This window comes from Bifidobacterium sp. A11 (assembly GCF_000499185.1).
Taxonomy (GTDB): Bacteria; Actinomycetota; Actinomycetes; order Actinomycetales; family Bifidobacteriaceae; genus Bombiscardovia; species Bombiscardovia mizhiensis.
Genome location: NZ_AWUO01000011.1, coordinates 42,502 through 53,722, shown reverse-complemented (window position 1 = coordinate 53,722; position 11,221 = coordinate 42,502). Strand labels below are relative to the sequence as shown.

13 protein-coding genes are annotated in these 11,221 nt (G+C 67.4%); 2 read left to right on the top strand and 11 right to left on the bottom strand.

Annotated features, from left to right (window positions below; all coding sequences use genetic code 11):
- Positions 1-70: 70 nt before the first annotated feature.
- Entirely contained in the window at positions 71-1,522 is a 1,452-nt protein-coding gene (locus P273_RS09625) for a ParB/RepB/Spo0J family partition protein (protein ID WP_024627913.1), read from the bottom strand.
- Positions 1,523-1,911: 389 nt separating this feature from the next.
- Between P273_RS09625 and P273_RS0107900 the strand changes: the two genes are divergently transcribed.
- On the top strand, positions 1,912-2,355 hold the full coding sequence (locus P273_RS0107900) for a hypothetical protein (RefSeq protein WP_155804739.1): 444 nt from the start codon (positions 1,912-1,914) through the stop codon (positions 2,353-2,355).
- 70 nt (positions 2,356-2,425) lie between these two features.
- On the opposite strand, the gene P273_RS0107895 is transcribed toward P273_RS0107900, so the two are convergent.
- Positions 2,426-2,794: a ribbon-helix-helix protein, CopG family gene (locus P273_RS0107895; RefSeq protein WP_024627911.1), complete on the bottom strand. Its 369-nt coding sequence runs from the start codon at positions 2,792-2,794 to the stop codon at positions 2,426-2,428.
- A gap of 50 nt (positions 2,795-2,844) precedes the next feature.
- On the bottom strand, positions 2,845-3,120 hold the full coding sequence (locus P273_RS0107890) for a hypothetical protein (RefSeq protein WP_024627910.1): 276 nt from the start codon (positions 3,118-3,120) through the stop codon (positions 2,845-2,847).
- Between the two features lie 487 nt (positions 3,121-3,607).
- On the opposite strand from P273_RS0107890, the gene P273_RS0107885 reads away from it, so the two are divergent.
- The gene (locus P273_RS0107885; RefSeq protein WP_024627909.1) at positions 3,608-3,904 is read left to right on the top strand and encodes a hypothetical protein; all 297 of its coding nucleotides are present in this window, start codon (positions 3,608-3,610) and stop codon (positions 3,902-3,904) included.
- A gap of 127 nt (positions 3,905-4,031) precedes the next feature.
- On the opposite strand, the gene P273_RS0107880 is transcribed toward P273_RS0107885, so the two are convergent.
- The 8 genes from P273_RS0107880 to P273_RS10065 all read right to left on the bottom strand — a co-directional run bounded on the left by P273_RS0107880 (position 4,032) and on the right by P273_RS10065 (position 11,131).
- Entirely contained in the window at positions 4,032-5,681 is a 1,650-nt protein-coding gene (locus tag P273_RS0107880; protein ID WP_024627908.1) for a type I-C CRISPR-associated protein Cas8c/Csd1, read from the bottom strand.
- A gap of 41 nt (positions 5,682-5,722) precedes the next feature.
- Positions 5,723-6,091, bottom strand: coding sequence for a ParB N-terminal domain-containing protein (locus tag P273_RS0107875; RefSeq protein WP_024627907.1), 369 nt, complete (start codon positions 6,089-6,091; stop codon positions 5,723-5,725).
- A gap of 98 nt (positions 6,092-6,189) precedes the next feature.
- On the bottom strand, positions 6,190-6,591 hold the full coding sequence (locus tag P273_RS0107870; protein WP_024627906.1) for a hypothetical protein: 402 nt from the start codon (positions 6,589-6,591) through the stop codon (positions 6,190-6,192).
- A 111-nt stretch (positions 6,592-6,702) separates the two neighbouring features.
- On the bottom strand, positions 6,703-7,536 hold the full coding sequence (locus tag P273_RS09860) for a hypothetical protein (RefSeq protein ID WP_024627905.1): 834 nt from the start codon (positions 7,534-7,536) through the stop codon (positions 6,703-6,705).
- Positions 7,523-7,864: a DNA-binding transcriptional regulator gene (locus tag P273_RS10075; protein WP_024627904.1), complete on the bottom strand. Its 342-nt coding sequence runs from the start codon at positions 7,862-7,864 to the stop codon at positions 7,523-7,525. The genes P273_RS09860 and P273_RS10075 overlap by 14 nt, the downstream gene beginning before the upstream one ends.
- Positions 7,861-8,163 carry a hypothetical protein gene (locus tag P273_RS10070; protein ID WP_024627903.1) on the bottom strand — a complete coding sequence of 101 codons (303 nt, stop codon included), beginning with the start codon at positions 8,161-8,163 and terminating at the stop codon, positions 7,861-7,863. Before P273_RS10070 ends, P273_RS10075 begins: the two co-directional genes overlap by 4 nt.
- Positions 8,164-8,399: 236 nt before the next feature.
- A complete protein-coding gene (locus P273_RS0107850; RefSeq protein WP_024627902.1) occupies positions 8,400-10,718 on the bottom strand; it encodes a type I-E CRISPR-associated protein Cse1/CasA in 2,319 nt (772 codons plus the stop codon).
- Positions 10,715-11,131, bottom strand: a complete 417-nt coding sequence (locus P273_RS10065; RefSeq protein ID WP_024627901.1) for a hypothetical protein — start codon at positions 11,129-11,131, stop codon at positions 10,715-10,717. Before P273_RS10065 ends, P273_RS0107850 begins: the two co-directional genes overlap by 4 nt.
- Positions 11,132-11,221 lie beyond the last annotated feature (90 nt).

Sequence of the window (11,221 nt, the reverse complement as noted above, 5' to 3'; positions counted from 1 at the left end):
ATAAGGGCAGGCTCCTCTTGGTTGGGGTGTGCGCCCCCGGCTGGAGCCGTGCCGGGGGCGCGCAGGGCTTTTAGTCCTGCTTCTGCTCTTGGTCGGGCTCCTTCTGCCCGTCCTTGGGCAGGTAGGCGCCATCCAGGGCGGCTTTCTCGTCGTCGCTGGGCTTGTAGCCGGTCTGGGCGAGGATGCCGTAGTACTGCCGGAGCAGGGGCAGGCCATGGTCGGGGTCGGCCCAGTCGGAGGGCTTCTGGGCGAGCTGGCCGGCGCTCAGGAGCAGCCAGATGGCGGTCTGCTGGCAGTGCTTGTCGTCGGGGCTGAGCACGTCGGTGCCGGCCCCCCAGACATCCTCGTAGGCGGGCCCGGGCTTCACGCTCGTGAGGTCGGCTTTGCAGGCCCGGTCGTGCATGAGCGCGTCGGCCAGGACTGCGGCGGAGTTTTTCAGGGGCGTGGCGCGCTTGGTGATGTGCTCGATGTGGTCGAGCACCAGCTTTTCGGTCATTTCCGCGAAGGCATAGAGCTTGGCCTGCCGTTCCCATTCGGCCTGCTCGGCTTCCTCCTGCTGGGCCTGCCGGAGGGCTTCCTGCATGCCTGTCCGCTCCCGCTCATGCTCCTGTTCGTCCAGTTCGGCCTGGGTGTACCGGTGCAGGAGGGCCAGGCCGCGTCCCCATTCGGCCGCGTCGGTGATGATGTCGGCGGTGGTCAGGGTCTGGCGTTCGGCCAGCTCCATGTCGGCCAGGACGTGGGCGATGTCGACGCCGGAACGGATGGTTATGACCCGGTGGTATCCGTCCGGGTGGTCGTAGATGTCGTCCATGTCGTCGATGGTGTCCAGTCCCAGGGATTCGACGGTGGCGCGGGCCTTCTCTAGCCACTGCTCGTCCTTTACGCTCTTCCTGCACTTGGCCAGCTGGGCTGACCAGTTGTTGGTGCCGGCGGCCTTCATGAGCTGTTTCTGCAGGTCGGGCCGCCCGTCGAATTCGGCTATGCGGTCGAGCTGTTCGAAGCTGACCTGCCGGTCGGGCAGGATGCTGGGGTCGATGCTGGCGGCCTTGAGCCGCCTGCGCACGGTGGTGCGGCTCCGGCCGGTGGCCTTGGCCATCTGGTCCTCGCTCTCCCCGAGGTCGAGCAGGTGGGCGTATCCCTTGGCCTCCTCGATGGGTGTCAGGCCTGCGCGCTGGGTGTTCTCTACCAGCATGAGCTCGGCCTGCTCCTGCTGGCCGGCCTTGCGCACGATGCAGGGCAGGGTGTCCAGGCCGGCCTTGATGGCGGCGGCGTAGCGCCGGTGGCCCATGATTATCGTGTGCCGGCCCTGCTTGTCGGCGGGGGTGACCACCAGCGGCTGTTGCACCCCCTGGGCGGCGATGGAGGCCGACAGTTCGGTCAGGTCGCCGAGGTCCTTGCGGGGGTTGTCGGGGTTGGGGTCGAGGTTGGCGGCCTTGACCTGCAGGAGGACGGGCTGGCCTTCCGCGGGCATGGTGGCCCCTTGTGTCTTGGTCGCGGTGGGGGTTGCGGTTGCGGTGCTCATGATGTTGGCTCCTTGTCTGTCCGGCGGGCCTCTCCCGCCTGACACCGGCATCAGGCCGCCGGGAGGGCGGAGCGCCGTTCCGCGTGCGGATCGGGACCCGGCAGGCCGCAGGGGGCATGGCATGCTGTTCGGCCATGCGGCCCGCAGGCCCGGCGGTGACCGGGACGCTCCGGATGGCGCGCAGCCCGAGCGGTGGCAGGATGTTGGGGTCAGGCGAGCAGGTTGCGGCTGTGTCCGTCCGGACACGGCCGCCAGGCTTCCCGCCGGCCGGCCGTAGGCCGGCGTCCGTCTTCCGGCGCCTCTGATCGGCCGGCAGCTGATCCTTCCGGATAGGGGTATACCAGTGGTATAGTCATGGGCATACCATTGATATAGTCCAGGGAGGGATCATGACCGTTAGAAAGCCGATGGAGAGCCGCACGGGAGCCGATTTCAGGATGCTCAGGGACAAGTTGGAGGTCAGCCAGCAGTGGGTGGCCGGCCAGGTGGGCGTGACCAAGCTGACGGTCCTCACTTGGGAGGATCCGCATGAGTTCGCCCTCCCCTCCAGGAAGGCCTGGGATCTGCTGGAGGGCATGTGGCGCCAGGCCGACGAGATGGCCGACAGGCTGGTCGGCGTCGCCGGCGAGGCCGCGAAGGCGGCCGAGGAGGAGGGCCGCAGCCCGGCCATGCTCCTGCTCCCCTACTGGCGCAACAAGGCGGACTATCTGCGCTCCGGCCGTGACGGGTGCATGGAGGTGGAGAACCTGTCCACCAGGATGGCCCAGGACCGGCTGGCCGTCCTGGGCATGCCCTGCGGGATCACCTACGCGCAGCCCCTGCCCGACGCATGAAAAAGGGCGCCCCAGGAATTCCAGTCTTCATGGATTCCTGGGGCGCCCTTGCGTCCTTCTGCGCCGGCCGTCAGGCTACTGCCTGCTGCCTATCCGTGCCCTGGAGGTACCAGGCGACGGCCTTGCGGATGATGGCGGATTTGTTCGTGCCCTCCTGCTTGGCCAGCTGGCTGGCCTTGTCGTCCAGGTCCTTGGGCACGCGGATCTTCCACGTCTTCCGGGCCGTCTGGGTGGCCTCGGCACGGCGCAGGCGCATCTGCTCGAATTCCGCATGAAGGTCCCTGAAGAACTGGTCCTCGTCCACCTCGCGGTTCGGGTCCATGTGCCGTACGGAGCCCGGTACGACATCCAGATGCTCCCCGCGTTCGGCTTTGGCAGCCACCTCTTCCATCTGCCGACGCTCTTCCTCCGTCTTCGGCTCGTATTCATATGCCTGCATGATTCCCCTAGATTCTCCGTTTTTATTATTTATATTATTTGCTTGGCAATCTACCGGTCGCGCTTGTGCTGCTCGATCAGATAGCGCCATTCATCGGTGACGGTCATGGCATGGAAGGCGACGAATTCGCCGGGTTCTGCTTCCTTGACCATGACCTCGATGTAGTCCTCTTCGAGCGCCCCGAGATGCCTGGGTCCGACGAACACCACGGCATCCAGCCCATTCCGATCCTGAATCCCCTCCTTGCCTGCATGATGCAGGACAGCATAGGCGATTTCCTGATAGGTCACACCGTGCTTGCCGGCGCTTCTGGTCATCTTGAGCATTCGATATCCTTCCCTCTCCCATCTCCTGTCTATATGGTACCACACTGACGACCCACAGTCAAGGGCTACACTCTTTTTTCTGGCCTTTCCCTGGATCTTCCAGCCGCGGCCCTGCTGTGGCGGTCATCCTCCTCGATGATTCTTCGGCTTCGGATCCTTTAGCGGAAAACCCTGATATGCCCTTTCGCAGCTCCGGCAGCCTGTCCTCGCGCTCGCCCGGCCCCGCATTTCCCTCCCTGCTCTGGCAGGCCCCCGCCTTATGCACGCCCAAAGCTGTCAAGCCGTTATTTGGCAAGCTTCCTAGGGGGCGCGTCTTTTGCGCCCCATAGGATGCGCGGCAGCCGATGATCGACCTGATCCAGGTCGCCGGGGCTCGGGGCGGGAGCCCCGCCGTCACGCCCTGCCCCGCCTTTCACGCCCGACTCTGCCGTACGCCTGGCTCTTTTCCCATGGGCATACACCCCTATGTGCCTTTACCATGAGGGCCATGGCAGGCGAGGATGTGTCTCCGGAGGACAGGGCCAGGGCGGAGCAGGTGGCCGACAGCGTCATCGGCCAGCTGCTGGCAGGCCAGCGAATGACCCTGATCGATGAGGACTCCCCCAGGGGCCGCTACCTGCATGCCCTGATCGAGCGGCGCCGGCAGGAGCACCTGATCGACATAGGCCGGTCCATGGGGCACCTGGCCTGGGTCACCCGCGAGCAGGCCGAGCAGATCAGCGAGTGGTACGCCAGCCGGCGGGCCATCTACGCCAGACTCCAGTCCAGGGTCCGCCGCTGGTGACCGGATGCCCGCATGCCGGGTTATCCACATTCTTCGATTCAGACCCTGCCGCCTTGCCTCCAGGCTGTAGGCTGGGCCTTGCCGTACCGTCCCACTCCCCCGATCAATGCGGACGGCACGGCGTTTCTCAATCGGCCGGGGCCTGCTTCCTTCCCTTGCCCTGGCGTCGGCCGGCGGCCTCGATGGTGGCCTGGGCCTGCGCCTTGTAGCCCAGGTAGAAGGCGCTGCGGGCCGGGGCGCCCAGATGGTCCGGGTAATGGTCGCCCACCGGGGTGACGGCCCGGGCCAGATGCAGATACCATCTCCTGTCGGCCTTGGAGGGGCTGGTGCGCAGGCGGCGGTCAAGCATGGGGATGCCGTGGGACGGGCGTGAGGCTGTGCTGCACAGCGTCTGCCGGAGGAGGGGTTTGAACGTACCGCGGCCGTTGAGCCGGCGGATCTGCGCCGCGTACATGTAGTAGACCCTGCCCAGCCGGTAGCCCAGGCAGTCGGAGTCCTCGTGCGTGCCCGGCCCGAGGATTTCAGGGGGGCAGGCCTTGTCGGGCCTCCCGGCGTAGTAGGCGCGCAGGAGCATGGCATCCGTGCCGCTCACATCGCCGGCCCTGCGGATGTCCTCCTCCACCAGGCGGGGCAGTCCGGCCGGGTAGGGGTCTCCGGAGAACATGGTGCGGAGCATGGCCACGGCCAGGCCCTGGCCGGAGTCGCCGAGGCTGGACAGGATGCGTTCCATATCTGGGGCGGGGCCGTCCTCGTCGCCGGTCATGTCGGATGCCGTCCGGCGCAGTCGGCTGCGCATCCGGCCGTAGGAGGCGTCCTCGTGCATGAGGACGATGGCCCGCCCTTTGGCCGAGCTCAGGGCCATCACATGGCAGGGCATGCCCTCGTCCAGGCCGTCGGCGTCATCGGGCGGCGGGGTCTGCCGCAGGCCGGCCTGATGCAGGAGGGCGTCGGGGTACCTGGGGTCGGCGTCGTCGGACCAGCAGACCACCACGGCGGCCTTGCCGATGGGCGCATGCCATCCCGGGGTCGCCAACATGTAGTTGAGCGCATCCGCATAGGCTGTCGCCTCCTGGTCGCCGACCGGGGACACCAGGCCACGCTGCTTGCCGTATGACCATGAGGATTCCGGGGCGGCGGACACCAGGGAGGCCCCCATGCCCTCGCCGCCTGGCAGGCCCTTGATCTTGGGGTGGGAGCGGACCGGGGAGACGATGCGTCCGGATGCGAGGCTCTGCGCCTTGCCTGAGTCGGGGCCCTCCTCCCGGGACCCGGCCATGGCCTGGTCCCAGGCCCGTCGCAGCGCCGGCGAGTCGGTGAGGGGCTGGCCGCCCCTGCACAGGACGATGCTGCCGATCATGGCCGACCGCCAGACGGCCGGATCGGTCGCCTCCTGCAGGACGGAGCCCTGGGGCCCCCGGTCGAAGAAGGCGAGCACCAGCCTGGCGTCCCGGTCTTCGGACCCGTCCAGCAGCTCATGATGCAGTTTCGCGGACGCCTGGAAGCACCGCCGGCCCCTGGCCCCGTCGCCGCCCAGCAGATAGGGGGCGCTGTCGCACAGGTACATGGGCTTGATGTTGCGGGTGCGCAGCCCGTGGGCCGGGATCTCCAGCAGGCGCGCCCCCTTGCCGTCCGGAGCATCGAGCCTGACCAGGCCTTCGGCCGTGCCGTCCGGCCCCAGGTCCAGCCCCCATTGGATCCTTGCGGACTCGTAGCCGTCCGTCGCCAGCAGGCCGCGCCTGCCCAGGTTCTCGTGCAATGATGCCAATTGTTCCAACATGATGATTCCCCTTGTCTTTATTGAAGTTCGTCCGTCCGGGCCTACCACTCGGGCAGCTGGTCCTTGTACTCCTCGACCTCGGTGCCCTCGAAGATGGCGCGCAGGTTGTCGAGGGGCAGCTCGTCGACGTCGTCCGGATCCTGGCTGTCGTACCAGTCCTCGAGGATGTCGTGCACGTCGAGGGCCACGGTCATGTCGTCGACGTCCATGTCGGTGTCGTCGGCGAGATGCTGCAGGGCGGCCATCCGGTGGCTGCCGGTCAGGCAGATGCCCTGGACGCTGTCGACCAGGATGGGGGCCCCGTCCCACCCCTTCTGGAGGATGGACCGGGCGATCTCGTCAACATGCTTGCGGTCCGTGCTGTTGGGGGTCGCGTAGCAGCTGATCTGCATGTAGGTCATCTCGTCCATCCCGAAGCCTCCTGCCTGTGGATTCCTCTTACATGATTTATTATACTACGATATCGTAGTAAAGCAAGGCGCACCCGGCCTTTCTTCCGGCGAGGCGCCTATGCCTCCGGATGCTCCTGGCCGTCGTGGTAGGCGTCGAACAGCAGGTCGATCACCCAGCCCAGCTGCTCCGGCGTGAGCGTGTCCGACAGCCCCCGGGGGACCCGCTCCAGGTTGCGGGAGAAGCTGGTGCCGAACCCGCCGATCCTGCTGTACTGCTTGGCCTGCGCGATCTTGAGCTCGTGCTCCAGGGTCTCGTCGTCCAGGTCGTCCCTGGCCACCTTGGTCAAGGCCTCCTTCATGCTCTTGCGCCTGTCGGGGTAGGGCTCGGCCTCGTCGATCACCCAGTTGCGGCCCAACTTGCGCGCGGTGCGGAACCCTCCCCGGTTGGCCATCTGCCGGGCGCTGTCGGGCGTGCGCCCGTGCCGCTCTGCATACTGCGCCAGCGCTATCTCTGCCATGACGATCTCCTTCCGTCCGTCCTTGCACCACCCATTATACTACGATATCGTAGTAATGCAAGGAGGGCAGGAGCCCACTCCTGCGCTTGGGCCATCAGGGCCTGCACGCCTCTAGCGCCGCCATATGCGCACGGTCTCCTTGCGGATGAGCGGCTTGTCGGCGGGGCCTTTGACAAAGGGCGGGATCCACTGCCGGCGGCGCAAGGAGCGGCCTTTGCCGTAGGGCTGCTCGCGCCAGAAGCCGCGCACGATCCACCGGTGCGTGTACTCGCGGGTCTTCTCGCCAGGCTCGGCCTGCTCTCCCGGCCTGTGCAGGTTCTCGCGGAGGGTCAGCATCTTCACCCTGGGGATCTCCGTCTGTTCGTACCGGGCAGGCACCCGGTCCAGCGGGTTGACCCTGGGGGCGCGGGTCTCGCTGATCGTGGGCTGCCGGCTGAGCGCCCAGGCGGCTTTGAGCACGTCCTCCAGGATGCCCGGCCTGCTGCCATGGGCGAAGGTCACATAGCCGATGGGCAGGCGCGGATCGCACTCCTTGACATAGGCCGGCTCCCCGCTGAACGCCTCGGTGATCAGAGTGGCGCCCTGGCCGATGGCGTATTTGCCCCAGGAGATGGCGTCGACGCTGCATGAGCGGCCGTCCGGGTAGTCCTGCAACCGGAAGGGCAGGCCGTCCTGGAAGACCATGAAACCGGTGTCGCTGGGCGGCTGCACGTCGGGCAGGTCGCCGGCCTCGGCGGTGTCGGCTGCCAGGGTCGTCATGTCCCTGCTCACCCACCAGATGGGCGAGGACCGCAAGGACTCCCCTATCCGCCATGAGTCGTCCAGGGGCAGGCCTTCGGCGATGGCTGTCCTTCGGCCCAGGTCGTCCTTCCAGTCGGCCAGCCGATCCCTGATGTAGGGCAGCCAGATGGGGGACAGTTTCGGCCTGCTCTTACGCCTGCTCATGATGCTCCTCGTACTCGATGCTCGCGCCGGTCTGGTCGGCGATCTGCTTGGCGACCATCCGATGCCAGGCCGGGGGCATGTCGTCCTCTGGACCCAGGTCCTGCATGGGCACATGCAGCACCTTCTTTCGGGCCTGCACCCCCTTGTCGATGCTGGTCTGGGTGAGGACCTCCAGGTCGTGCATGGCGGCCTCCACCGTGTCGGGGATGGGGAAGCGGCCGTTCTCCCAGCGCTGGATGCTCTGTCGGCGTACGCGCATATGCGAGGCGAGCCACTTCACCGTCAGGTGGAGCGACTCGCGTGTGCTCTTGAACTCTGCAGGGGTCATTTGCCGGAGATGTCGTTCTTCTGCAGGATGTCGTACCCGTCCACGCTGCTGGCGGCTGCAGCGACCGCATCGTCGTCGATGTCCGCGCCAAACTCGCAGTAGGAGACCCCGCTGACCGTGGTCACCACGCCAAGGGGCCTGATGACCTCGTTGATCGCATCCACATAGTCGGAGACGGCCTGGTCCATGTCGTAGTCGTTGACGAAGTCCCCAGCCGCATCGCTCAGGAGGGTGTAGAAGCTGGCCTCGCCGGGGGAGATGATGGAGGCGAAGTTTTCTGTATAAGTTGTATAAGCCATTGCCGTAGCCTTTCTTGCTATTCGCCGGAAGCCTCTGCTTCCTGCTGACAGTTCCAGTATAGCGCAGGATGGGCACTGTGCAACTTTGTGATTCTCCGGGCGTGTTGCATTGTTTCGGCCGGATGTCATGTCCCGCAGGCCCGTCTGATACGGCGTGCCGGCCGGCCGGCCCTTGCGGGCCCCGCCCCTGGGTCGCCGCCGGAGGGGCACGGGCATCGGGTTGCTTCTCCCGCGGCTCATGCCCGCTTGCCTTTGGTCCGTTTGATGCTGTTGTAGATGGTGCCGGCTGACACGTGGTACCGGACGGCGAGCTCGTTGACGGTGGCCTTGCCCTGGTTGTAGAGGCGGGCGACCCTTTTGTCGTCGTCGGCATCGAGCCGTTTGGCGCGGCCCCGCCGGCGGTGCAGGGGCTGCCCCTGGTCGCGTTTCAGGCCTCCCGTCCTGGGCTGCAGGCGCCATTCGGTCTGGGGCAGGATGCGCAGGCCGCTGACGACGTCCCGGAGGATCCTGGGCTGGCGTTCCCATGTCCTCAGCATGCGCTGCAGGCGCTGCTCGCCCGCCCCGCCCGCGGCCATGGCCAGAGAGGCCAGGGCGGCGGCGTGCGGTGCAAGACCCTCGACTCCCTGGTCTTCGGGCATCCAGACCCGCCATGCGTCGTCGGGGTCGCCGGCTCCTTCGGCTGGCCGGGCCAGGCGGCGGTGCAGGGTCATGTGGCTGAGCCCGGAGGCGGATTCGAGACGCTCCCTGGATGCCCCTTCGTGCTCGCCTGCCCGGCACAGGCTGATCAGCAGCCCGGACAGGGTCTGGATGCAGGCCCTGGCATCGAGCATGGCCGGCCTGGGGTCGGCCGTTTCGGGCTCGTCGGCAGTCTTGGCGCCGTCCCGGAGCCGGTTGAGGGTGGCCTCGCTCATGCCGTAGGCGCGGGCCAGGCTTGCGGGGGTCCATCCGTGGTTCATGGCTTCCTTGGCCGTGTCGGCCAGCTTCTGGTTGCCGGCTTCGATGGCCTGGGCGACGTCCGTGAGCCGGGACAGCCCCTCCCCCAGGATGGCCTGTGACAGCCTTCCGTGCAGGACGCCCAGGGCCTGGATCGGGTCCTGCCCGTTTCGATGCAGGAAATTCCTGGGCTGGTCGGGGACCGGGCGGCCCTTGATGCGCCTGGCCATGTCCTCCAGGATGCCCACGGGGTCGGCGCGGCCCTGGAGCAGCATGCTCATGGCGTTCCGCATGTCCAGGGCGTTTTCGTCGCGGGCGGCGGCCCTTACGGCGTTCAGGCGGTCCGGGCCTCCTCCTTCCGGTCGGCCTCCGGCGGCGCGCATCATGCGGATCCGGTAATCGACCCATGCGTCGTCCATGTCCGTGAGAGCGCGGGCCGTGCGGGCCAGGATCCTGCCGCCCAGGGGGGTCAGCCAGTCGGGGATGATGGGTGTCGTGCGTGCTGCGATGTCCGTGATGCCGCTGGCCTGGCGGCCGTAGGAGACGGCCATCGTGTGCAGGGAGAGCCCCAGGCCGGCGCCGGCCGTGTCCAGGGCCTGCGCGTCCCATGTGATGCCGGCCGGGCATACGTCGGGGTTTTCGGCGCTGGAGGGGATGATGCCAGTGATGGCGCGGGCCAGGGTCGGTTTCGGCCCGGAGGGGATGCCGGCGGGCCTGGGCGCGGATCCTTTGCGTGTGCGGGCCGCCCATCGGGCCATGGGCTCGATGCCGTGCAGGGTGGTCGGGTCGACGATGTCCCCGTAGGCGACGATGGCGCCGTCCACCCCGTTGGGGCCGCCTTGGAGGAGTATGCGCCGTCCGGTCCAGGTCAGGCAGTCGGCCGGCCCTTCGGGCCTGCGGCCCAGGACGGGTCCCGGCGACGGGGGCAGGGGACGTTCCCAGGCTGCCCGGTCGCCTTTCCGTCGGCATGTGGACGCCCATCCCAGCAGGAGCGTGTGGTACAGGTCGGGGCCCTCCAGCCAGGCCATGTCCAGCAGGCCGCATATTCCCTGGCCCGGCAGGCCGTGGGGCGGGTATTCGTGTCCGTTTCTGGCGCTGGGCGAGCCGTCGGCTGCGGGCTTGATGCCGGCCGTGTCCCAGGCCTGGATCGACAGGAGCATGAGCGCCGCCCTGGCGGGGTCCACGCCTTCCTCGGGGATGTAGGCCTGCCCCGGTCCGATGCCCCGCGCCACCGGGTCGGCCACGCCCAGGGGCCGGGGGCCCTTCCTGGTGGCCAGCCCCGGATACTGCATGAACGGCCGGTCCGGGCCGAACAGGTCGAAGCGGTCGTGCCACCGGTCCAGGTAGGCGTCCACCAGGGCAGGGTCGAAGCCGTCCCGGTCATACAGCCTGCGCCACTGTTCCATGGGGTCCTGGCCGGTTTCCGGGCCTGGAAGGATGCGGTAGGCGATGGCCGTGAGCAGGCGCAGGACGGGCGCCCGGTAGGCTGCCTCGCCCTCGTCCAGTCCCCGGATGCCGCCGGCTTCATGGAGCACCTGGCGGATCCCCCACTCATGATGCGTCCCGCCGGCGTCGGCGACCCCTATCCAGGGCTGGTCGATCAGATTGTATCCGCCGGTCACCGTGCCTGCCCCTCCCCCAGCATGGCCAGCACGTCGCTGTGGTCCAGGCCGGCCAGTTCGGCCAGCCGGCCCACGCTCATGCCGTCGTCGGCGGCGTGAGTCATGGCCGTCCTCAGCTCCCCGTCGGCGATGATCTCCTCCTTGCCGGCCTGGATCCTGCGCAGGGGCCTGAGCTCGCTGTTGATGGCGTGCTCGTCGGCGTCGAGGGCGATGATGTCCGGATCGTCCGCCATGTGTTCGATGGCCTGCTCCTGGCTGGCTGTCACATGCGCTTCGTCCGCCTCCACGCCGTCGGCCCAGGCCGCCTGCTTCTGGAAGACCCTGGCCAGGCGCAATGCCGAGGCCGGCGCCAGATCATGCCTGTCCGCCAGGTCCTCGGCCACCTGCTCTATCGTCCTGCCTGCTGTCATCATCGACTCCTATCCCTTGCCCAACTGATTACAATATCATTATACCATAATAATGAAACTATATGGTACTTATATTATGAATTCTGGCCAGAG

What these genes read in the sequence shown, in the direction of transcription:
- P273_RS09625 (WP_024627913.1), bottom strand. Translation starts at nt 1,522, where the DNA reads ATGAGCACCGCAACCGCAACCCCCACCGCGACCAAGACACAAGGGGCC.
- P273_RS0107870 (WP_024627906.1), bottom strand. Translation starts at nt 6,591, where the DNA reads ATGGCAGAGATAGCGCTGGCGCAGTATGCAGAGCGGCACGGGCGCACG.
- P273_RS10075 (WP_024627904.1), bottom strand. Translation starts at nt 7,864, where the DNA reads ATGACCCCTGCAGAGTTCAAGAGCACACGCGAGTCGCTCCACCTGACG.
- P273_RS10065 (WP_024627901.1), bottom strand. Translation starts at nt 11,131, where the DNA reads ATGATGACAGCAGGCAGGACGATAGAGCAGGTGGCCGAGGACCTGGCG.
- P273_RS0107895 (WP_024627911.1), bottom strand. Translation starts at nt 2,794, where the DNA reads ATGCAGGCATATGAATACGAGCCGAAGACGGAGGAAGAGCGTCGGCAG.
- P273_RS10070 (WP_024627903.1), bottom strand. Translation starts at nt 8,163, where the DNA reads ATGGCTTATACAACTTATACAGAAAACTTCGCCTCCATCATCTCCCCC.
- P273_RS0107885 (WP_024627909.1), top strand. Translation starts at nt 3,608, where the DNA reads ATGGCAGGCGAGGATGTGTCTCCGGAGGACAGGGCCAGGGCGGAGCAG.
- P273_RS0107880 (WP_024627908.1), bottom strand. Translation starts at nt 5,681, where the DNA reads ATGTTGGAACAATTGGCATCATTGCACGAGAACCTGGGCAGGCGCGGC.
- P273_RS0107875 (WP_024627907.1), bottom strand. Translation starts at nt 6,091, where the DNA reads ATGGACGAGATGACCTACATGCAGATCAGCTGCTACGCGACCCCCAAC.
- P273_RS09860 (WP_024627905.1), bottom strand. Translation starts at nt 7,536, where the DNA reads ATGAGCAGGCGTAAGAGCAGGCCGAAACTGTCCCCCATCTGGCTGCCC.
- P273_RS0107900 (WP_155804739.1), top strand. Translation starts at nt 1,912, where the DNA reads ATGACCGTTAGAAAGCCGATGGAGAGCCGCACGGGAGCCGATTTCAGG.
- P273_RS0107890 (WP_024627910.1), bottom strand. Translation starts at nt 3,120, where the DNA reads ATGCTCAAGATGACCAGAAGCGCCGGCAAGCACGGTGTGACCTATCAG.